A 22609-nucleotide genomic window follows, 5' to 3' on the forward strand; every position below is an offset into this window, starting at 1 on the left:
GGCCTATTAGGACGGCGGCCCTCGGGGGCGCCGTTTTTTCATGGGGCATTTCCGCCGCGGCGGCGGTCTTCAGCAGGCAGCGACGAACCGGTCGACATCTTCGGCCTGCGTGGCGAAGCTGGTGACGAGGCGATAGAGGCCTTCATTCTCGGTGAGGCTGCCGGCGAGATGGTGCGGCACGGGCCAGTCGTAGAAGACCGCCCCCTGCTGCTGCAGCCGTGCGGCCAACTCACGCTTCAGGATCACGAAAACCTCGTTGGCTTCCGGCGCCCAGGCCAGCCGGCTATCGGCCGAAGCCGAGATTCCCTCCGCCAGGCGACGGGCCATGGCGTTTGCATGGCGGGCGAGTTCGAGCCACAGGTCGCCGGCGAGATAGGCTTCGAACTGGGCTGCGATAAAGCGCGACTTCGAGAAGAGCTGCGCCGCACGCTTGCGCAGGAAGTGCATTTCGTGCGCCTTGGAGAGGTCGAAGAGAATAAGGGCCTCGGCGCACCAGCAGCCGTTCTTCGTGCCGCCGAAGGACAGAAGGTCGACGCCGCGCTTCCAAGTCATCTCGGCCGGCGTGACGTCGAGGCTGACCAGGGCATTGGCGAAGCGTGCGCCGTCCATGTGCAACGGCAGCTTGTGGGATTGAGCGATCGAGGCGAGCGTTTCGATCTCCTCGAGCGAATAGACGCTACCGCTTTCGGTCGCCTGCGTCAGCGTTACCGCCATCGGTTGGCCGCCATGTACGAATTCCGGTGGAAACCGGCGGATTTCGGCCTCGAGCCGGGCTGCTGCCATCTTGCCATGCTCGCCGTCGACCGGGCTCAGCCTGGCGCCATGGGAGAAAAACTCCGGCGCCCCGCATTCGTCGACATTCACATGTGCCTCGCGGTGGCAGAAGACGACGCCCCCCGCCCTATTGGCGCTCGCCAGTGCCAGCGAATTGGCGGCCGTTCCGGTGCCGACGAAAAACACCGCGACATCCCTTTCGAAAATCTCCGACAGGCGTTTTTCCACCGACCGGTCGAGATCGCTCGTGCCATAGGCGGAGACATAGCCCTGGGCATGCGCGACGAGGTTATCGGCAATTGCCGGATGGGCACCGGCCCAGTTGTCGGAGGCAAATATCATTGGCACATCACCCTGTCTGTCAGCCCCTGGCGGATGCTTCGGCGAGACCATAGCCGAGTTCGCCTGTCAGGCAATGCTTTGGCTCCGGCGCAATGCCAACAGGAGACCAGTTTGAAACCAAAGCGAAGAATGTGGGCCCGAGGCGTAATTTAATTTCAAAACTGCGCAATTTACGGCAATGTTCGGCAAAATCTCCTCTATTATTTGCGGCGATGCCCCTTGCGAAGGGGGGCGCTTTCTGGCATAGAGCGCATGAAATAGGACAGGTTTGCTGTCCTATTTCGGTCTAGGGACCGGAACAATCGCCGGAAGGCCAGCGAAAAGCGGCATCGGGCGGAGAGCGCAAGGGGTTTGGCCGGATTTCATTCGGCCGTGACTGCCTGCCATCAGGATGGTCGTGGACATTCGTGCCTGGTGCAGCCGCGCTTCATTTGCGACCTGATCAGGATCATGCGACGATAATGCCCCGGCTTGCCGCGATGCGAAACGCAGGACGGCGATAGGCGCGCGGGCCGCGGCATGCCCGGAATTCCGGGTGCAACAGGAGGGAAGACGATGACGGATCATTCGCCATCACAACAGATTGGGCTCAACCTCGCACAGAATGCTGCGACGGCTGTGAAAACGCCCGCATTCCCCTCCGGTCTGCCGCGAAAACAGGGCCTTTATGATCCGCGTAACGAACACGACGCCTGCGGCGTCGGCTTCGTCGCGCATATGAAGGGGGAGAAGTCGCACCAGATCGTGCGCGATGGCCTCTTCATGCTCGAAAACCTGACGCATCGCGGTGCGGTCGGCGCCGACCCGCTGATGGGCGACGGCGCGGGCATTCTCGTGCAGATTCCCGACCGCTTCTTTCGCGAGGAGATGGCCGGCCAGGGGGTTACCCTGCCCAAGGCCGGCGAATATGCCGTCGGCTATCTCTTCATGCCGCGCGACGACAAGCTGATCGCCCATTTCAAGGAGGTGATCAGCGAAGTGGTCGCCGAGGAAGGTCAACACCTGCTCGGCTTCCGCGACGTTCCGGTCGACAATTCATCGCTCTCCAAGGCGCCCGACATCGCTGCCACAGAGCCGCACCACGTGCAAGTCTTCATCGGCGCCGGCCGCGACGCCGCCACCAACGCGGAATTCGAGCGGCGCCTGTTCACGCTGCGCAAGGTGATCTCCAACCGCATCTATGCGGAGGCGGATGGTGGCGATCTCGGCTTCTATGTCGTGTCGCTGTCGACCTCGACCATCGTCTACAAAGGCATGTTCCTCGCCTACCAGGTCGGAGCCTACTACAAGGACCTCGCCGACGAGCGCTTCCAGTCGGCCGTAGCGCTGGTTCACCAGCGATTCTCGACGAACACCTTCCCGTCCTGGAAGCTGGCGCATCCCTACCGCATGGTCGCCCACAACGGTGAGATCAACACGCTGCGCGGCAACGTCAACTGGATGGCGGCGCGGCAAGCGTCGGTTTCCTCGCCGCTATTCGGCGACGATATCTCGAAGCTCTGGCCGATCTCCTACGAGGGCCAGTCCGACACCGCCTGCTTCGACAACGCGCTGGAGTTCCTGGTGCAGGGCGGCTATTCGTTGTCGCATGCGGTGATGATGCTGATCCCGGAGGCCTGGGCCGGCAACCAGCTGATGTCGCCGGAGCGCAAGGCGTTCTACGAGTATCACGCGGCGCTCATGGAGCCGTGGGACGGACCGGCGGCGGTTGCCTTCACCGACGGCCGCCAGATCGGCGCCACGCTCGACCGCAACGGTCTGCGCCCGGCGCGCTACATCGTCACCAGCGACGACCGCGTCATCATGGCGTCTGAAGCCGGCGTGCTGCCGGTCGATGAAGACAAGATCGTCAAGAAGTGGCGCCTGCAGCCGGGCAAGATGCTGCTGATCGACATGGAAGAGGGCCGCATCATCTCCGACGAGGAGGTGAAGTCGTCGCTTGCCGGCAAGCATCCCTACCGCCAGTGGCTCGACGATACCCAGCTCATCCTCGAAGACCTGAAGCCGGTCGAGCCGCGGGCGCTGCGCCGCGACGTATCGCTTGTCGATCGCCAGCAGGCCTTCGGCTACACCCAGGAAGACACGAAGCTGCTGATGTCGCCGATGGCGACGACCGGTCAGGAAGCGATCGGCTCGATGGGCACCGACACGCCGATCTCGGCGATGTCCGACAAGCCGAAGCTGCTCTACACCTATTTCAAGCAGAACTTCGCTCAGGTCACCAACCCGCCGATCGACCCGATCCGCGAGGAACTGGTGATGAGCCTCGTCTCGTTCATCGGCCCGCGGCCGAACATCCTCGACCACGCCGGCATGGCGCATGCCAAGCGGCTGGAAGTCCGCCAGCCGATCCTGACGAACGGCGACCTCGAGAAGATCCGCTCGATCGGCCACACGGAAGACCGCTTCGACACGAAGACGCTCGACTTCACCTACGACATTTCGCGCGGCGACGAAGGCATGCCGGAAATGCTCGACCGGCTCTGCGAGCGGGCCGAAGCGGCGGTCAAGGGTGGCTACAACATCATCGTGCTCTCCGACCGGCAGGTCGGTCCGGATCGCGTCGCGATCCCGGCACTGCTCGCCACCGCGGCGGTGCATCACCACCTGATCCGCAAGGGCCTGCGCACCTCGGTCGGCATCGTGCTGGAATCCGGTGAACCGCGCGAGGTGCATCACTTCTGCCTGCTTGCCGGCTATGGCGCCGAGGCGATCAACCCCTATCTCGCCTTCGACACGCTCGTCGACATGCACAAGCGCGGCGAGTTCCCGAAGGAGGTCGACGCCAGCGAGATCGTCTACCGCTACATCAAGGCGGTCGGCAAGGGCATCCTGAAGGTCATGTCCAAGATGGGGATCTCGACCTACCAGTCCTATTGCGGCGCGCAGATCTTCGACGCCGTCGGCCTCTCGTCGAAGCTGGTCGACAAGTATTTCTTCGGCACGGCGACGACCATCGAGGGCATCGGCCTCGAGGAGATCGCCGCCGAGACGGTGGCGCGTCACAAGGCCGCCTTCGGCGTCGATCCGGTGCTGGCCAACGCGCTCGACATCGGCGGCGAATATGCCTTCCGCATGCGCGGCGAGAGCCATGCCTGGACGCCGGACGCGATTGCTTCGCTGCAGCATGCGGTGCGCGGCAATGCCGAGGATCGCTACCGCGAATTCGCCGAGATGGTGAACGCATCGGCGCTGCGCATGAACACCATCCGCGGCCTCTTCACCCTCAAGAGCGCCGAGGCCGCCGGCCGCCAGCCGGTCCCGGTCGACGAGGTCGAGCCGGCAGTCGAGATCGTCAAGCGCTTCTCGACCGGGGCGATGTCCTTCGGCTCGATCAGCCGCGAGGCGCATACGACGCTCGCTAAGGCGATGAACCGGATCGGCGGCAAGTCGAACACCGGCGAGGGCGGCGAGGAAAGCGATCGCTACCTGCCGCTGCCGGATGGCTCGATGAATCCGGAGCGTTCGGCGATCAAGCAGATCGCCTCCGGCCGCTTCGGCGTCACCACCGAATATCTGGTCAATGCCGACGTGCTGCAGATCAAAGTGGCGCAGGGGGCGAAGCCCGGCGAGGGCGGGCAGCTGCCCGGCCATAAGGTGGATGCGACCGTCGCCAAGACGCGTCACTCGACGCCGGGCGTCGGCCTCATCTCGCCGCCGCCGCATCATGACATCTATTCGATCGAAGATCTGGCGCAGCTGATCTACGATCTGAAGAACGTCAATCCTGAGGCCGATGTCTCGGTCAAGCTGGTATCGGAAGTCGGGGTCGGCACGGTCGCGGCCGGTGTCGCCAAGGCGCGCGCCGACCACATCACCATCGCCGGTTTCGACGGCGGCACCGGGGCTTCGCCGCTCACCTCGCTGAAGCACGCCGGCAGCCCCTGGGAAATCGGCCTTGCCGAAACCCAGCAGACGCTGGTGCTGAACGGCTTGCGCTCGCGCGTCGCGCTGCAGGTCGACGGCGGCCTGAAAACCGGCCGTGACGTCGTCATCGGCGCGCTGCTCGGCGCGGACGAGTTCGGCTTTGCCACCGCTCCGCTGATCGCGGCCGGCTGCATCATGATGCGCAAGTGCCACTTGAACACCTGTCCGGTCGGCGTTGCCACCCAGGATCCGGTGCTTCGGAAGCGTTTCAAGGGTACGCCGGAACACGTCATCAACTACTTCTTCTTCGTGGCCGAAGAGGTGCGGGAAATCCTCGCCTCGCTCGGGGTCCGCAAACTCGACGACATCATCGGCGCTTCGGAGCTGCTCGAGCGCGACCGAATGATCGAACATTGGAAGGCCAAGGGCCTCGACTTCTCGAAGATCTTCCACAAGGTGGAAGCGCCGAAGGAAGCGACCTACTGGACGGCCCGTCAGAACCATCCGATCGACGACATTCTCGACCGCAGGCTGATCGAGAAGGCCAAGCTCGCGCTCGAGACCAAGGTGCCGGTGGCATTCGAGGCGGAGATCAAGAACGTCGACCGTTCGGCCGGCGCCATGCTTTCCGGTGCGCTCGCCAAGCGTTGGGGCCACAAGGGCCTGAAGGACGACACGATCCATGTGACCCTCAAGGGCACGGCTGGCCAGTCCTTCGGGGCGTTCCTGGCGCGCGGCATCACCTTCGATCTCGTCGGCGACGGCAACGACTATGTCGGCAAGGGCCTTTCCGGCGGGCGCATCATCGTCCGGCCGCCGGAAAACACCAGGATCGTGCCGCACCAATCGATCATCGTCGGCAACACCCTGCTCTACGGGGCGATCTCGGGCGAGTGCTACTTCAACGGCGTCGCCGGCGAACGCTTCGCAGTGCGCAACTCCGGCGCGGTGGCGGTCGTCGAGGGCGTCGGCGACCACGGCTGCGAATACATGACGGGCGGTGTGGTCGTCGTGCTCGGCAGTACGGGGCGCAACTTCGCGGCCGGCATGTCCGGTGGCGTCGCCTATGTTCTCGACGAGGAAGGTGACTTCGCCCGCCGCTGCAACATGGCCATGGTCGAGCTGCAGCCGGTGCCGGAGGAGGACGACATGCTGGAGAAGCTGCACCATCACGGCGGCGACCTGATGTACAAGGGACGGGTGGACGTCTCGGGCGACATGACGCGCCACGACGAGGAGCGGCTTTATCAGCTCATCTCCAACCACCTGCACTTCACCGGTTCGCCGCGTGCCAAGGAGATCCTCGAACACTGGGCGGATTACCGGCCGAAATTCCGCAAGGTCATGCCGGTCGAATACCGCCGTGCGCTAGAGGACATGGAGCGCATGAAGATGGCTGAAGCGGCCGAGTAACCGGCTCTGAAAGAGCGGCCCCCGATCCGGTTCCGGTGCGGGGGCCATTACGCGCGCCGAGGCGCGCCCGTTCAGATTGAAATTATCAGGATCGTAAGATGGGCAAGGTTACTGGATTTCTCGAGATCGACCGGCAGGTAGCGAAGTACCAGCCGGCGTCCGACCGCATCCGCCATTTCCGTGAATTCACCATTCCGATGTCCGAGCAGGAAGTGCAGAAGCAGGCCGCTCGCTGCATGGACTGCGGCATTCCTTACTGCCATGGGCCGACCGGGTGTCCGGTACACAATCAGATCCCGGATTGGAACGATCTCGTCTATAACGGCAATTGGGACGAGGCGATCCGCAACCTGCATTCGACCAACAACTTCCCGGAGTTCACCGGCCGCGTCTGCCCGGCGCCGTGCGAGGAAGCCTGTACGCTGAACCTCGAAGACGTGCCGGTGGCGATCAAGACTGTCGAGCAGGCGATTGCCGACAAGGCCTATGAGATGGGCTACATCGTGCCGCAGCCGGCCGTGACCAAGACCGGCAAGAAGGTGGCGGTCATCGGCTCCGGCCCTGCTGGCATGGCGGCCGCCCAGCAGCTCGCCCGCGCCGGACACGAGGTCCATGTCTACGAGCGCGAATCGAAGCCAGGCGGTCTGCTGCGCTACGGCATCCCGGATTTCAAGATGGAGAAGAACTTCATCGACCGCCGCGTCGAGCAGATGAAGGGCGAAGGCGTGACCTTCCATTGCGGCGTCAATGTCGGCGTCGACGTGGCGGTGCAGACGCTTCTCGATGACAATGACGCGGTGCTCTATTGCGGCGGCTCCGAGACTCCGCGCGATGCCGGAATTCCAGGCGTCGAATTCATCGGCGTGCACGACGCCATGCCCTATCTGGTGCAGCAGAACCGCCGCGTCGGCCGCGAGAACATCGACAGCGTCGGCTGGCCCTCCGAGCCGATCCTTGCCGGCGGCAAGCATGTTGTGGTCGTCGGCGGCGGCGACACGGCCTCCGACTGCGTAGGGACCGCCTTCCGCCAGGGTGCCGTCAAGGTGACGCAGCTCGACATCCGCCCGCAGCCGCCCGAGAAGGAAGACAAACTCGCCGTCTGGCCGTTCTGGGCGACGAAGATGCGCACCTCCTCCAGCCAGGCCGAGGGCGCGGTCCGCGAATTCCAGGTTGCGACGCTCGAATTCGTCGGCGACGAGGATGGCAACCTGACCGGCGTCAAGTGCTGCCAGGTCGACGATCGCCGCAAGCCGATCGCCGGTACCGAGTTCATCATCAAGGCGGACCTCGCCTTCATCGCCATCGGCTTCCGCGGTCCCTTCACCGACAGCGTGCTCAAGGACCTCGGCGACAAGCTCTCGCTTAACACCGACCGGCGCGGCTCGACCAACGTCGTGGCGAACGAGCGGGACTACAGGACCTCGCTCGACAAACTCTGGACCGCCGGCGACGTCCGCCGCGGCCAGTCGCTCGTCGTCTGGGCGATCCGGGAAGGCCGCCAGGCGGCGCGAGCGATCGACGAGGCCCTGATGGGATCGACGCTGCTGCCGCGGTAGTCGGCTTAAACGCTCCATGCGGGTCTCGCAAATTGCGGGCCCTGCGTCTAAGTTGCCGCACCTCTCTAACCGCCGTCATCCTCGGGCTTGACCCAAGGATCCAAACACAAGGGGCTGCGCAAGCTTCGCTCCGAAATGTCACGAGCATGCGTAATGGGGAATCCTGGGGCATGGAGCCTCGAATCAAGGCCGAGGATGACGACCCTTGAGGTATGGCAAGCAACAATGTTCCGATCGTGAGCTTACGGCGTCGCGGCAGGCCCCTCTGCCGACATGAAACGTCTAACACTCAGTCCCGCAACAGCGGATTGCTGATCACGGTTGCCGGTTTCGCAAGCCGGAAGTCGTCGACGCGTCCGACCGGTGCGGCCGGAACCTCGCCCTTTTCAACGAGCAGGTCTCTCGGGCTCTTGCCGGTCCCCTTCTGCGGCGCGCCTGCGCCCAGAAGTGCGGTTGCGCCGTCGAGCGCCGGATCGGTCACGCCGATCGGCGGCGTCTTGACGATATCCTCGTTGGCAAGCGGGGCCGTGACCACGAGATCCTTGAGGCCCTCGGCGCCCGGCACGTCCGCATCGGCGGCGGCCTCGCCGAGCAGCTTGCGGATGTCCTTCTCGACGTAGAAGGCGAGCTTGCGCTTGCCCGCCTTGGTCAGGTTGATGCCGTCGGAGCCGCGCAGGCGGACCTGCTGGCCGTTGATGTCGGAACCTGTCAGGACGAACTTGCCTCCCTCGTCGACGAAGCCGTCCCAGATGTCGATGAACTGCCCGCCGACCTTCTCCACCTCTTCGCGGTAAATGCCGTTGAAGGTGACCATGTCGGCGGTCATGGCGGTCGATTGGAAGGGCGGCATGCCGACCCAGAGAAGCGGCAGATTGTCCTTTCGAGCGAGAGCGGCAAGGGCGTTGACGCGCTTGCGGTATTCCGCCGTCCAGAGGTCGGTGCGCAACGTCTCCTTGGTCTCGCCGATCCGCATCATCTGCCGGTCATTGGCGCCTAGACTGACGACGATGACCGAGGGCTTGAGCTCCGCCATATAGCCCGGCAGGCTGTCCGGCCAATTGAAGTAGTCGTCGCGGACAAGGCCAGACGAGCCGTTGGCGCGCGTTTCGACAACGACGCCCGGCGTCATTTCGAACGCGGCCTTCAGGCCGTCGCCGAGACTTCCGGCAACGAAGTCGCCGACGACGAGCACCTTTTTCGCATCCGGCGATTTCTCGACCACGGCCGCCGGCGGGGGTGCATCGGCGACGCGCGGCTTGGCGCGCTGCTGTCGCGGCCGCTGCTGCTCGGCCGGCTGCTGCCGCCGCCTTTGTATGCGTCGCGGCCGCGGCTGGGTCGGATACTGGTTTGGATCCTCGTAATATGTCCGCCGCTGTGGGGCGAAGCCGCCGAAGAGCCGTTGCAACAGGGTGCGACGCGGGACCGGTTCTTGCGCCTCGGCCATGGTGGCAAAGAAGCCGGTGACCAGCATCGCCGCCGCAGCCGCGAAGACCGGCGCCAAACGCAGGAGAAGCGACCCTTTCCCGGCATCTCTGGTTATCAACATGATTACATCACCGTCGAATGGCAGGCGCTTTCATCATACGCCAATTCACGGCGACTTGGGATCGAATGATCGAAAATCGCCGTGGGAGATTGGCTGCAGAGCGGTCACTTGCGCAAGGCGCGCAGCAGATTCTGCGTCGGTTCACCGTCGGTGGGCAGGCCGTTCTGCGCCTGGAAGGCCTGGATCGCGGCTTTCGAGCCGGAGCCGAAATTGCCGTCCACCTCGCCGTCGTAGTAGCCAAGTTCCTTGAGCCTGTTCTGCAGTTCGAACTTCTCGCTGATGTCGAGCGAACCGTCGGGCCGCGGCCAACGCTGCTGCATGCCGGCATAGCCGGCGATCTGGTCGGCGAGCAGCCCGACGCCAAGCGCATAGGAGTCCGACGCGTTGTAGCGCTTGATGACAAAGAAGTTCTTCGTCATCAGGAAGGCCGGGCCCCGGCCGCCGCCCGGCAGCTTGAGTTCGGCTCGCGTCTTGGAAGTGCTGAAACCCTTGCCGTTCGGGCGGAGGAAGCCAAGCGCGGCCCATTGGCCGAGCGTTTTCGTCTGGCCCGAATATTTCGCCGCATTGGCTGGCGCCACGACCTCGTAGCCCCAGGTCTGCCCGGCCTGCCAGCCGTTCTTCTTCAAGAGGTTCGCAGCCGTGGCCAGCGCATCGGGAACCGAATTCCAGATGTCGCGATGGCCGTTGCCGTCGGCGTCGACCGCGTAGAGCAGGTAGCTGGTCGGGATGAACTGCGTATGCCCCATGGCGCCGGCCCAGGAGCCGGTCAGCTCGCGCGGGGTGATGTCGCCGCTCTGCAGGATCTTCAAGGCCGCGATCAGCTGAGTCCTGGCAAATTTCGCCCGCTTCGGATCGGCATAGGCAAGCGTTGCGAGCGCGCGCGGCACATAGTGCAGCCGATCGTCCTTCTGGAGGACAGCGCCGTAGTTCGACTCCATCGACCAGATCGCCAGCAGGATGGTCCTGTCGACGCCAAAATGCCGTTCGAGCGAGTCGAGCGTGCGCGCGTGCTTGGCTGCCATCTCCTGGCCAATGCGCCTGGTATACGGATTGACACGCGAGTCGATATATTCCCAAATCTTGTGCTTGAACTCGGGCTGGAAGTTGGCTTTTTCAATGACGGCCGGGTCGGGGGTCTTCACGCCGGCGAAAGCCTTACGGTAGGTCGCCTGGGTGATCCCGCTCTTGGCCGCCGTTGAGTAGAAGTTGTTGATCCAGTTCTGAAAACCTTGATCCGCGCGCGCGGCCGAGGGACCAAGCGCGGCGACAACGACGAGAGCGGCGGCGATATGTCGGAAGAACGTCCTGCGGTTTCTGATCATCTGCTGTCGGTTCCGTTTCTCGGCGGAGCATTCAGCCAGCGTTCATGCCGGACGGATTACTCCGGGTTTTGCAAATGTTGCCCGCAGCGGGCCGCTTGAGGGGCAGCATGCGGTCCTTCGTGAGGCCGAGCGGCAGCAGCCGTTTCGGGTCAGTGAGAAGCCTACAGAAACGAAGTCAACAAAGTCTTTACCATGAAATTCCTGAGTCGTCTTCCTTCGCAAAAAATGGCAAATGACGACTAATTCCGATTCCAATTCGCCTGTTTCAGGCTAGACCGAGATCCACTCCGAGGAGGTGTTCATGACCGAGAAGCGTAAAGTCCGCAAAGCCGTGTTCCCCGTTGCAGGCCTTGGGACGCGTTTTCTTCCCGCCACCAAGGCGGTGCCGAAGGAAATGCTGACGGTGGTGGACAAGCCGGTCATCCAGTATGTCGTCGACGAAGCACTGGAAGCGGGGATCGAGCATCTGATCTTCGTGACGGGTCGCAGCAAGGCGGTCATCGAGGATTATTTCGACATCCAGGTCGAGCTCGACCAGACGCTGCGCGAGCGCAACAAGAAGGCGGAGATCGAGCTGCTCGAAGCCATGCTGCCGCAGGCCGGCACGACGAGCTTCACCCGCCAGCAGGCGCCGCTCGGCCTCGGCCACGCGGTATGGTGCGCGCGTGAACTCGTCGGCAACGAGCCCTTCGCGCTGCTTCTCCCCGACATGATCATGAAGGGCGAGAAGGGTTGCCTCAAGGGCATGGTCGAGCTTTACGAGCACAGCGGCGGCAATGTCATCGCCGTCGAGGAGTGCGCCCCCGACCAGGCGCACAAATACGGTATCGTCGGCGTCGGCGACACGGTCGGCGACGGTTTCAAGATTACCAAAATGGTCGAGAAGCCGGCCCCCGGCACGGCGCCGTCCAACTTCTTCATCAACGGCCGCTATATCCTGCAGCCGGAAATCTTCCCGATTCTCGAGCGGCAGGAACGCGGCGCCGGCAACGAGATCCAGTTGACCGACGGCATGGTGAAGCTTGCCGAGGCGCAGCCTTTCGCCGCCTATCATTTCCGCGGCGAGACTTTCGACTGCGGGGCGAAAGACGGCTTTATCCTCGCCAATGTCGCCTTCGCGCTCGAGCGCGCCGATATTCGTCCCACGGTCGAAGGGCCGCTCAGGTCGCTGCTACAAGGATTGAAGTGAGCTTTTTGCTCAGGCGAAATTCGAACGATCGAGACTGGCCGCGTCCTCAGCCGCGGCCTTTCTTCTTTTGAAGGAGGACTCCCGCTTTCCTCAGCGCCGCAACGTCAAGCCGACGCCGACGCGGGTCGTGTCGCTCGCAGGGCCGACATCCCTCTTCGTGCGCTCGTAGCTGACGTCACCGGTCAGGGCGAGATAGCGGCTCATGTCCCACGTCAGACCGGCGCCGGTCCGCCAGGTGGCCTCGTCGGCGGCGGCGGCATCCGCGGGAAAATCGCGCAATGTCAGGCTGTTCGACAGTGTCGCGACCAGCGTCGAACGCAGCTGGTGGGTGATGATATTCGTCAGCTCGTATTTGATCGATCCCGGGTTGCCTGCTGTCGTGGACGGGTCGAGGTAGGTCAAGAGACCGAAGAGCACGTCGGTGCCGCGCTGCGGCGACCAGTTGATCCGCCCGTCGACCGAAAGGCCGCTGAGGTCGCCGAGCCGCTCATCGTCAAAACGAAACGTTTCGTATCCCATCGCCAGCTCGCCATTGAGCTTCTCGCCGAGGTCGACCTCCATGCCGCCGCGGCCCGCATAGCTCACGTAAGAGCGCTCGAAGCCGAGCGTATCGCGCCGCAGATCGTAGATGGAGTTGCCGACCGAGGCCTCGAGGAAGGGGATAAGTGCCGGCGAAAGCTCGTAACCGAGGCGGCCGGTGAGCGTGCCGGTATTGCGGTTGCGGTCCTCCTGCGACAGCGTCGTTCCGTTGTCGAGCTCGACATCGCCATAGGTCTGCCGCTCGAAATCGAGGCCGACGGAGCCGCGAATGAGGCCTAGGTCGCGCTCGACCGCAGCGCCCAGCCGATAGGTGTCGACTGCCGATTGCTCCTCGGCATTGGCTATGGCGTTTGGATCATTGGCGTCCTCGCGCTCGAAACTGTAGCCCGCGCTCAGTCTGGCAATTGTTTCGTTGCTCAGGTCGAGACGCAATTCCGCATCGACGTCGGCGCGCGGCTCTTCCTCGCCTTCGCCTGATATGTTCTCCTGCAGCACACCTTCGCCGGTCACGCTCAGTTGGTGGCGCGACCAGTCCGATATGAGCGACCCTTTGAGGCCGGTCTCGAGAAAGCTTCGGCTCTGGCTCGTCCTGCCGTTCTTCTGCCGTTCATGGTTGAAGGTTTCGCTGAGTGCCGGCTTCAGCACGAATGTGCCGATGCGGATGCCTTGCGCCTGACCGGCGTCCGGATCGATGCGCGCGCGAAGACCGTCGATCGTCTCCTCGCGCCGGTTGAGGCGGTTGAAATCCTCGTCCAGCGCCGGTGGGAGGTCAGCGGCCGCAACGGCGGCTGTCGTTTGAGGATCGGTGATAGCCGGAAAGGCCACCGCCTCAGTCGCAATGCCCGTCACCGCGGCGTCCTTGGCTCCCGACACATCAAGGCTCTGCGTAGCCGCCGGGCTCGCGGCAAGAAAGGCACAGCTCGCCAGAAGCCAGAGTCGCTTTCTCGCAAGCAATGCGCCCGCCGTGATCGAGCGTGAAAAACTGGGCGCCATCTACCGTCTGTCCGCGAACCTGATTACAATCGTTTCGCAATCGTAAAGGCACGTGGTTAAGCAATCGTTTCTTAAGGGAAATCGGCTGCGGGACAATACCAGCGTCAGGCCGGCTCGATGGTCAGCTGTCGGCCGCTGCTGGCGACGATGCTCACGCGGGTGCCGGCGGGCAGGTCCGGCCCCTCGACGGCCCAGGTCGTGTCGTCGAGGCGGACGCGCCCTCGGCCCTCGGCGATCGGCTGCTCGAGCACGGCGGTGCGGCCGATGAGGCTCTCGCCGCGCTTGTTGAGCAAGGGCTCGTCGCTTTCCGACGAAGAGACGACGAAGCGCCGCCCGATTATCACCGAGACGAGCGCGAGTAGCGAGAAGACGACGAGTTGCACCTCCCAGACACAGAAGCCCATGTCCCATAGGACGAGCGACAGGGCGCCGGTGAGGAGCGCCGCCAACGCGATCCACACCAGGAAGACCCCGGGTAGGATCACCTCCGCCGCCAGCAGCAGGAGGCCCAGGGCCCACCAGTTCCAGGGGCCGAGCTCGAGCGCGATGCGCTGGATCATCGAACGATCCTCATGCGTTCTCGACGGGGCCGGACGCGGGGCCAGTGCGCGGCGTCGACTGACGGGGGCGGGAGGGGCCGGGCGCCTGACCGTCGCCGAACACTTCCCTGGCGATCGCACCGATGCCGCCGAGCGAGCCGATCAGCGAGGATGCCTCCATCGGCATCAGCACGATCTTCTGGTTGTTCGCGGTACCGATAGAGGCCAAAGCCTCGGTGTATTTCTGCGCGACGAAATAGTTGATGGCCTGCACGTCGCCTGCGGCGATTGCTTCCGAGACTACCCGGGTCGCCTTGGCCTCCGCTTCCGCCAGGCGCTCGCGCGCTTCGGCCTCGCGATAGGCCGCTTCCCGTTGGCCCTCCGCCTCGAGGATCGCCGACTGCTTCGCGCCTTCGGCGCGCAGGATCTGCGCATTCCGGCTGCCTTCGGCTTCGAGCACCTGTGCGCGTTTCTCGCGCTCGGCCTTCATCTGCCGGGCCATGGCCTCGACCAAGTCGGTCGGCGGGGCGATATCCTTGATCTCGACACGGGTGATCTTGAGGCCCCATGGATTGGCGGCCTCGTCGACGACGCGGAGCAGCCGGTCGTTGATCGTATCGCGGTTGGAGAGCAATTCGTCGAGATCCATCGACCCCATGACCGAGCGGATATTGGTCATTGTCAGGTTGAGAAGGGCGTTCTCGAGATTGGAGACCTGATAGGCGGCCTGGGCGGGGTTCAACACCTGATAGAAGGCGACGGCGTCAGCCGATACGCTGGCATTGTCCTTGGTGATGACCTCCTGGGTCGGCACGTCGAGCACCTGCTCCATCACGTTCATCTTGGCGCCGATGCGATCGAAATAGGGAATGATGAAGTTCAATCCGGGGTCTATGGTCCTGATGTAGCGGCCGAAGCGCTCGATCGTGTAGCGGTAGCCCTGCGGGACGGTCTTGACGCCGGCGAAAAGCGTGAAGAATACAAGCACGACAAGCGCAATGACCGCGTAATCCAAGCCGCCCACGGATAACCCTCCCTCTTTGCAACTCCAGGATTTGGAGTGCTGCCCGCGATATGACGTGGCGATTCGCGGAAATATTTCAAGCGGCATGCCGACATTGCCCGTCGGCGTATTCAGGCCGGCTGGCGGCGGTTCGGACTTAATAGAGCTCAAACCAGTTGTCGTCTAACATCGATCTTCTGAATGTAGTGAAAGGCCGAACGCAGCGCGATGAATGGCATCTGGGGGCAATTTGTTGGCAACCTGGCATTTGTGAGCCTGGCAATCTCGGTCTGGGCGCATCTGTCGATCTGACTGCGGCGGCGCTTTGTCGGACATGAGAAGGTCCTGTTCGGGCTGATGGCGGGCGTTGCATCGATCGGCTCGATCCTGCTCGCCGTCGAATTCAGTCCCGGCATCCATATGGACCTGCGCGGTGGGCAGTCTCCTGACCGTGCTGATGGCGGTGCTGCCCACCCTGTCGAAGGTTCATGCCTTGACGGCGCTCGGCCTGCCGATGGCTGGGATGAACTGTGCGGCGATCATCGTCTGCGGTTTCATCGTGCTGACGACGCAGCATCTGGAGCTCGAGCGCAGACATTGACGTTGCTGCGTCCTTCCGCGTTGCGCTCGATGCCGGCAATAGTTGAATGCGTAGCCGGTCGCATTGACGCCAAGCCGCTCACGCGCGCCGGTCGCGCCGATCACATCGCAGATCAACGCAAAGATGAACGGCTTGGACACGCTCATGATGGTGAATTCGTGTTCCGCATCTCCGACCGCAAACGCGCGCCCATCCACGCTCACGACGCAAATTCCGAACACATTGTTCGGTACGCGGGCAAGCGCCGGATACACTTGGGAGTTCTGCCCCAGAGTGACTGACCCGAAGCGTTCGTGGGCTTGCGTTACCAGACGTGAGATGTGATCGGACGGCGGAAGGCTCCCTGTCGAGACATAGGAGCTCTGAGGGTCAAAGAAGGGGTCCAGTAGCTCCATGTGCCTTCCTCAACGACTGGGCGGCCAAGGTCACGCTACGTTCAACTTTGCGGTGCATCCTACCTCAGAAGACCCGTGCAAGCAACACGCTACAACCAGCCCTCGAGTTCGCGGCGCACGACGTGGTTGAGCACTGCCATGCCCTCGGGGCCGTCGTTCAGGCAGGGGATGTGGGTGAATTTCTCTCCACCATTGTGGTGGAAGCTTTCGGCTGCCTGGCCGGCGATCTCCTCGAGCGTTTCCAGACAGTCGGAAACGAAGCCGGGATTGATGACGGCGATGCGTTTGACGCCCTCCTTGGCGAGCTTCTCGACCGTCGCGTCCGTATAGGGCTGCAGCCATTCCTCCGGGCCGAAGCGGGACTGGAACGTCACCTGCAGCCTCTCCTTCGACCAGCCGAGCTTGTCGCGCAGCAGCCGCGCCGTCTTCTGGCACTGGCAATAATAGGGATCGCCGAGCTCGAAATAGCTCTTCGGGATGCCGTGGAACGACGCCAGGACCACGTCCGGCCGCCAGTCGAGGGTCGCCAGGTGGCGCTCGATCGAGGCGGCGAGCGCATCGATATAGACCGGATCGTCGTGATAGGGCGGAGCGGTTCGCAGCGCCGGCTGCCAGCGCATCTTCAACAGGGCCTCGAAGGCCTTGTCGTTGACCGTGGCGGTCGTCGCCGCCGCATATTGCGGGTAGAGCGGAAATATGAGGATGCGTTCGCAGCCTTGTTTTTGCAGCGCCTCCATGCGCGAGGCAATCGACGGCTGGCCGTAGCGCATCGCCCAATCGACGATGACGTGCGGATGACCGGCAAACGTCTCAGCCATCAGCGCCGCCTGGTTGCGGGTATAGGTGCGCAGCCAGCTTTCGTTCAGTTCCTTGTTCCAGATCAGCTCATAGGCCTTGCCGACCTTCTGCGGCCGTGTGTTGAGGACGATGCCGTAGAGGATGGGATACCAGAAGAGACGCGACCACTCGATGACGCGCCTGTCGCTCAGGAATTCACGCAGGTAGCGGCGCATGGAGGTGTAATCGGTGCCATCCGGCGTGCCGAGATTGACCAGCAGGACACCGACTTTACCCGATTTCACGAGGGGGTGAGCGGCGGCGGTCGGCTCGGCGGTTGCTTCTGTCATCGTCTTCCTCATGGCGCCTATATGTCCAGCGACGCCTCAACTTTCAAATCCTTCTAAAAAGAAAAGCCGGCGCGGGAAAGCCCGCACCGGCATTGCAAGCGAGGCAGATTGTCTTACTTCGCCGGAATCTCCAGTTCCCGCCCGATGTGCAGCGCCCGCGGCTCGGGGTCACCATTGGCCGCCGCGATCTTCTTCCACTCGAAGCCGTTGCCGTAGAAGGACTCGGCGAGATCCCAGAGCGTGTCGCCCCTGGCGATCACGTGCTTCTGCGGACCGCCGGCGGGCGTCGCCGTTTCGGCCGAGGGCTTTGGCGCAGGTGCGGCGGCAGCGCTCTCGGCCGGCTTGGTTTCCGCAACCGGTTCCGACGTCGTCGTGCCGGCCGCAGCGGCGACCTCGGAGATGCGATCGTCCGTATAGGGCTTGAATGGTTGATGAGCGGCGAGATAGTCGGCCAGCACCGTTTCCAGACCCGGGCCGTAGTCATAGGCGTTCTCGCCCTTGGCCTTGAAGACGGCATAACCGTCGCCGCCGCCGCGCATGAAGTTGTTGCTGACGAGCGAATAGGTCTTTTCCGGCTCGAGCGGCTTGAAGGCGTCGCCCTCCTTCACTTCGACCGAAACCACCCGGTTACCGGCCGGCTTCGAACGATCGAAGGAAAACTTGAGGCCGGCCACCTGCGGGAAGCGACCGCCGCCTTCCTCGACCTGGCTCACGCCGTTCTCCAGCGCTGCGCGAATATCGGCGCCTTTCAGCTGAAACGTCGCGACGGTGTTCTGGAAGGGCAGCACCGTGATCACCTCGCCCATCGTCACGTCGCCGGCGTCGATCGAGGCCCTGAGGCCGCCGCCATTGGTGACGGCGATCGTCACGCCCTGGCCCTTGACGCGATCCAGCATGGCGTCGGCGACGAGGCTGCCCATTTCGCATTCCTTCGCGCGGCAATTCTCGCGCGATCCGTCGATCGGCGCTTCCGTCTTGGCGATGACCTTGGACCTCAGCTCCTCGATCGGCTTGGCAAGCTCCTTGACGCGCGCGACCACGGCTTCGTCCGGCTTGATCGAGGAATCGACAAGGATCGGATCGCCCTTTGCGGCCTTGACCACGCCATTGTCGTCGAAGGTGACGATGAGGTCACCGAGATACTTGCTGTAGGAACCCGCCTGGACCACCGGCACCTTGTAGCCGCCCGGGTTGTCGACCATCGTCGGATAGGGCCCCTCGGCCTTTTCGTCGGTGTTGGAAAGAAGGCTATGGGAATGGCCGCCGACCACGACATCCACATCCGGGATTTTCGCGATGGCCGCAAGGTCGCGCGGATAGCCGACATGGGTGAGCGCGATGATCTTGTCGACACCCTGTTTCTTGATCTCCTCGATCGCGCTGGTGATCGTCGCCACGTCCTCGCCGATCAGGATGTCGGGCCCAGGCGAAGAGAGTTCCGGCGTGTCGTTGGCGACGGCGCCGACAATGCCGATCTTCTCGCCGCCGACGTCCAGCACGAGCGACGGCTTGATCCGGTCGCCGATCTTCGACTTGTGGCTCGGCAGCACGTTGGCGGTCACGACGGGGAAGGTGACCTTGTCGAGGAAGCTTGCGAGTCCGTCCTCGGCTTCGTCGAACTCATGGTTGCCAACGGTCATCGCGTCGAACTTCATGAGGTTAAGGAATTCCGCTTCGACGGTGCCCTTGTAGGTCGTGAAGAACAGCGATCCTTGAAAGTTGTCGCCGGCATTGAGCAGAAGCACGTTCTTGCCGGTGAGTTCCTGGCGCTTCTGGTCGATCAGCGTCTTCAGGCGGGCGACGCCGCCAAAGCACTCGTTCTTGCCCTCCTCCTCGGCCGAGCAGGTCGAATCGAATTTGTTGATTGACTCGATGCGCGAGTGAAGATCGTTGATATGCAGGATGTTCAATTCGTAATCGGCGAAGGCGGCGCCCGATGAAAGGGCGAGAAGCGATGCGGTGATAAGACCGGTCCGCATGTATTTGGTCATGATGTTCTCCTGTTGCCTGTCGTCTTCAGCCGATTGCAAGCCTCGAAGGAAACCTTTCCTGTCGAGGTGGTTTCGCAGGCCGGATGTTTTCATCAGTCGCGCCCGACTTCAAGCGCTAAACGCGCGCCTTCTTTGCCGGATTCGAAGTAGGGTTAAGCCGGCTTCAGAAACAAAGAAGCCCCCGGATGGGGGCTTCGAAGGCATGTCGTTTTCTGATCTTTGCTCAGCCCTGGCGGGCGAGCGAGAACTGGGCGCCCGCATCGGTCGTGCAGTTCAGCTGCGTCGGCGCCACCATCGCGCAATTGACCCTGGACTGGGTGTTTCGCACCAGCGAGGTCATGTTGATCTCGACGAGGGTCGGGCTGACATTCACATAGGTGCCGGAAGCGAGAAGCTGGTTGGTGTCGGTGGTGCGCGTCGAGAAGGTGCCTCCGGCGAAGGTGGAGACAATGCCGTTCGGATCCACCCAGGATCCTTCCACGCCGCCCGCCCGGGCCTGCGGTGCTTGGCGGATCTGTGGGGACGACTGACATGATGCAAGCGCCGTGGCGGTTGCCAGGACGATCATTATGGCGAGTGGCTTCATCGGCGTTTCTCCCGCGTCACGAGTTGAAGCGGGATGCAAACGCAATACCGCTACAGACTTCTGCTCGTCCCCGCTCTACCCCATAATTCGTTCCGCCGGAACCGGCTTAACGGCAAATTGAGCAGCGGAGCAACGTTCTGGGGCGACTTTGTGCGCCCGGCGTTGCACTCAAGCCGCAGAGGCATTCGTTTTCGAGAAAGACAAGTCCCGATCCTAGGTTGCAGGCAAGAGCAGGAAGCGGCGACCGCGGCGCGAATATCGCGGTAGAGGCGCCCGGAACCAGAGAGCTCCGGGCGCGATCGACTTAGCGGACAAGGATGTTCTTGAACTGCCAAGGATCCTTGGTGTCGATGTCTTCGGGGAAGAGACCGGGACGACCGTCAAGCGGCGTCCAGTCGGTATAGTGGCCTTCGACCGGACCGAGATAGGGGAGCTGCACTTCGAGGCAGCGCTTGTAGTCCATCTCGTCGGCCTCGACGATGCCGGCTTTCGGATTCTCCAGCGCCCAGACCATGCCGGCGAGAACGGCGCTCGTCACCTGCAGGCCGGTTGCGTTCTGATAGGGAGCGATGCGGCGGGTTTCTTCCAGCGAAAGGCGCGAGCCGTACCAATAGGCGTTCTTGTCGTGGCCGTAGAGCAGCACGCCGAGTTCGTCGATGCCGTCCTCCAGTTCCGTCTCGTCCAGGACGTGATGCACCGGTTGCGGCGCGCCGCCGTTGCCGAACATCTCGTGCAGCGACAGTACCGCGTCGTTGGCCGGGTGATAGGCATAGTGGCAGGTCGGCCGGTAGCTGACGTCGCCATTCTTGTCACGGACGGTGAAGAAGTCGGCAATCGAAATCGATTCATTGTGGGTGACGAGGAAGCCGTATTGCGGACCCGGCGTCGGGCACCAGCTGCGCACGCGGGTGTTCGCGCCCGGCTGTTCGAGATAGATCGCCGCCTGACAGCCCTTCTTGTGCTTCCTGGCGTTCTTCGGCATCCAGGCCTCGTGGGTACCCCAGCCGAGTTCGGCCGGCTGCATGCCTTCCGAGATGAAGCCTTCGACCGACCAGGTGTTCCAGAAGACGTTGAGCGGCTTTGGGTGCTTGGTGCGCTGGGTGTCCCGCTCGGCGATGTGGACGCCCTTGACGCCGGTCTTCCTCATCAGCTTGGCCCAGCCTTCACGGTCGTCCTGATGCGGCTCCTCGTATTTCAGGCCGAGGTCGTCGGCGAGGTCGAGCAGCGCCTTCTTGACGAACCAGGAGACCATTCCCGGATTGGCGCCGCAGGTCGAAACCGCCGTCGTGCCGCCGGGGTTCTTTTCCTTCTCGCGGCGCATCGTCTCGCGAAGCGCGTAGTTGGTACGCGCGGCATTGTCCATTTCCGGGTCGAAGTAGAAGCCGAGCCACGGCTCGACGACCGTGTCGATATAAAGCACGTCGAGCTTGCGGCAGAGCTTGATGATGTCGAGCGAGGAGGTGTCGACGGAGAGGTTGACGCAGAAGCCCTGGCCGCCGCCTTCGGTCAGCAGCGGCTTCAGCAGTTCCTTGTAGTTGTCCTTGGTCACAGCAGCGCGGACGTGGCGCACGCCGTGGCGCGCAAAAATCTCCGTGTCCTTGGCGTCCTCACGGGGCTCCACCACGATCAACCGGCTCTTGTCGAATTTGAAGTGGCGCTCGATCAGCGGCAAGGTGCCGTGGCCGATCGAACCGAAACCGATCATGACGATCGGGCCGGTAATCTCGCCATAGACCGGGTAGCTGGTGTCTGCCATTTTAGCGTGTCTCCTGACAAAACGTCTCTAATTGCTGCTTGAACGCGCGCAGAAAAGCGCGCCTGGGAATTTCGCGTGAGGCCCTAGATCATAATTTCGTGTCACAATAAAGAGCCGGCGGGTCAATCGAGAATTCGGACTTTGCTTAACCGGCTATCGATAACAGGGCCGAGATCAGGGCCTCCCGCTTGCTGACGAGACCCTTGTAGGCTGCCTGCGGCAGCGTCAGCTCGTTCAATTGTCCGACGAAGGAATGGGCGAGGGCGGCCGCGTCGGGCCGATTCTTGAGTGCGGCAAGCGGATCGGAATAGATGCGGATGGTGAAAGCGATTGCGCCGGTCCGCGGCAGCTTGCGCAGCGTCTGTCTTTCGATGCGGATGAAGGTGCCGTCCTCGGTCAGTTGGGCCGGCTCGGCGCCGATGCCTTCCGCCTTCGACTTCGGCAGATGCAGGGCGCCGTCGACATTGACGGCCCAGTTGAAGCGCTCGACGAAGCGGGCTGGAGAGAGATTGTCGAACATGCGGGCGATCAGGTCCGCATTGCGGCTTCCGCTTTCGAAGCCCGGCACCGGCGCGTGAATCTCGTCGATCGACCGGCCGAACTTTTCGGCGAGAGACCAGGAAGATGGAAAGGCGACATAGGCGGCGGTAAGGTGCCACTCTTCCGCTTTGCGCTCCATGACCGCCAGATCGTCCTGGATCAGCGACCCGGCGACTACCAGAGGGGCGTCGTCGTCGAGCGCCACACGGCGGCCGCCGGCGATCATCGCGCCGTTCTCGCGCCGGTAAACCTGCGGGTAGCGGCGCGGGAGATAATCGGTCAGAAAATCGAGGAGCTCCCGCTGGGCAGCCTCCGTCCCGGATTCAGCCGCGAAGACGGTTTCGCGACTTGCCGCCAGCAGCCTGGCCTTTTCACCGAGATAGAAGTCAAGCGCCTCGTCCGGCTCGATCCATCGCTCGGGTTCGAGTTGCGTGAGCCCGATCGTGAAGGGCTTCGACGAGCCGTCGTAGGGCGTGTGCTTCATATGCGAATTCGGCACTTTCTGCGGCTTAACCATTTTCCCTTCGGT

Annotated in this window: 15 protein-coding genes and 1 pseudogene; 4 read left to right on the forward strand and 12 right to left on the reverse strand. The window is 63.1% G+C overall.

Going from position 1 to position 22609, the window contains the following annotated elements; all coding sequences use genetic code 11:
* Positions 1-69 precede the first annotated feature (69 nt).
* A complete protein-coding gene (locus CO676_RS14605; RefSeq protein ID WP_097521745.1) occupies positions 70-1116 on the reverse strand; it encodes a low specificity L-threonine aldolase in 1047 nt (348 codons plus the stop codon).
* Positions 1117-1671: 555 nt separating this feature from the next.
* Here CO676_RS14605 and gltB point away from each other — a divergent pair.
* On the forward strand, positions 1672-6396 hold the full coding sequence (gltB, locus tag CO676_RS14610; protein WP_097521607.1) for a glutamate synthase large subunit: 4725 nt from the start codon (positions 1672-1674) through the stop codon (positions 6394-6396).
* Positions 6397-6494: 98 nt separating this feature from the next.
* Positions 6495-7952, forward strand: coding sequence for a glutamate synthase subunit beta (locus CO676_RS14615; RefSeq protein ID WP_014765919.1), 1458 nt, complete (start codon positions 6495-6497; stop codon positions 7950-7952).
* 289 nt (positions 7953-8241) lie between these two features.
* Here the strand turns inward: CO676_RS14615 and CO676_RS14620 are convergent, their stop codons facing one another.
* Positions 8242-9498 carry a DUF459 domain-containing protein gene (locus CO676_RS14620; RefSeq protein ID WP_014765918.1) on the reverse strand — a complete coding sequence of 419 codons (1257 nt, stop codon included), beginning with the start codon at positions 9496-9498 and terminating at the stop codon, positions 8242-8244.
* A gap of 104 nt (positions 9499-9602) precedes the next feature.
* The gene (locus CO676_RS14625; RefSeq protein WP_014765917.1) at positions 9603-10820 is read right to left on the reverse strand and encodes a lytic murein transglycosylase; all 1218 of its coding nucleotides are present in this window, start codon (positions 10818-10820) and stop codon (positions 9603-9605) included.
* Positions 10821-11121: 301 nt separating this feature from the next.
* Between CO676_RS14625 and galU the strand changes: the two genes are divergently transcribed.
* Positions 11122-12009: a UTP--glucose-1-phosphate uridylyltransferase GalU gene (gene galU, locus CO676_RS14630; RefSeq protein ID WP_014765916.1), complete on the forward strand. Its 888-nt coding sequence runs from the start codon at positions 11122-11124 to the stop codon at positions 12007-12009.
* Positions 12010-12099: 90 nt separating this feature from the next.
* Here the strand turns inward: galU and CO676_RS14635 are convergent, their stop codons facing one another.
* The 3 genes from CO676_RS14635 to CO676_RS14645 form a co-directional block, all read right to left on the reverse strand.
* On the reverse strand, positions 12100-13542 hold the full coding sequence (locus CO676_RS14635) for an outer membrane beta-barrel protein (RefSeq protein WP_097521608.1): 1443 nt from the start codon (positions 13540-13542) through the stop codon (positions 12100-12102).
* 104 nt (positions 13543-13646) lie between these two features.
* Positions 13647-14102 (reverse strand): NfeD family protein, encoded by a 456-nt coding sequence (locus tag CO676_RS14640; protein WP_097521609.1) that lies wholly within the window; start codon positions 14100-14102, stop codon positions 13647-13649.
* A 10-nt stretch (positions 14103-14112) separates the two neighbouring features.
* Positions 14113-15105: an SPFH domain-containing protein gene (locus CO676_RS14645; protein WP_097521610.1), complete on the reverse strand. Its 993-nt coding sequence runs from the start codon at positions 15103-15105 to the stop codon at positions 14113-14115.
* Positions 15106-15517: 412 nt separating this feature from the next.
* Between CO676_RS14645 and CO676_RS36040 the strand changes: the two genes are divergently transcribed.
* The gene (locus CO676_RS36040) at positions 15518-15685 is read left to right on the forward strand and encodes a hypothetical protein (RefSeq protein WP_245424328.1); all 168 of its coding nucleotides are present in this window, start codon (positions 15518-15520) and stop codon (positions 15683-15685) included.
* Between the two features lie 68 nt (positions 15686-15753).
* On the opposite strand, the pseudogene CO676_RS14655 reads toward CO676_RS36040, so the two are convergent.
* From CO676_RS14655 to CO676_RS14680, 6 genes and pseudogenes are all read right to left on the reverse strand, one after another.
* Positions 15754-16080: pseudogene (locus CO676_RS14655) on the reverse strand (glutaminase); the annotation flags it as partial.
* A gap of 89 nt (positions 16081-16169) precedes the next feature.
* Positions 16170-17207, reverse strand: a complete 1038-nt coding sequence (hemH, locus tag CO676_RS14660; RefSeq protein ID WP_097521611.1) for a ferrochelatase — start codon at positions 17205-17207, stop codon at positions 16170-16172.
* A 113-nt stretch (positions 17208-17320) separates the two neighbouring features.
* Positions 17321-19198, reverse strand: a complete 1878-nt coding sequence (locus tag CO676_RS14665) for a bifunctional UDP-sugar hydrolase/5'-nucleotidase (protein ID WP_097521612.1) — start codon at positions 19196-19198, stop codon at positions 17321-17323.
* Positions 19199-19421: 223 nt separating this feature from the next.
* Complete coding sequence (gene omp10 / locus CO676_RS14670) at positions 19422-19784, reverse strand: outer membrane lipoprotein Omp10 (protein WP_014765908.1); 363 nt, start codon at positions 19782-19784, stop codon at positions 19422-19424.
* Positions 19785-20088: 304 nt separating this feature from the next.
* A complete protein-coding gene (locus tag CO676_RS14675; protein WP_097521613.1) occupies positions 20089-21540 on the reverse strand; it encodes a homospermidine synthase in 1452 nt (483 codons plus the stop codon).
* 145 nt (positions 21541-21685) lie between these two features.
* Positions 21686-22597: a DUF3445 domain-containing protein gene (locus tag CO676_RS14680; protein ID WP_097521614.1), complete on the reverse strand. Its 912-nt coding sequence runs from the start codon at positions 22595-22597 to the stop codon at positions 21686-21688.
* Between the last annotated feature and the right edge of the window lie 12 nt (positions 22598-22609).

The organism is Sinorhizobium sp. BJ1 (assembly GCF_002531555.1).
Taxonomy (GTDB): domain Bacteria; phylum Pseudomonadota; class Alphaproteobacteria; order Rhizobiales; family Rhizobiaceae; genus Sinorhizobium; species Sinorhizobium fredii_B.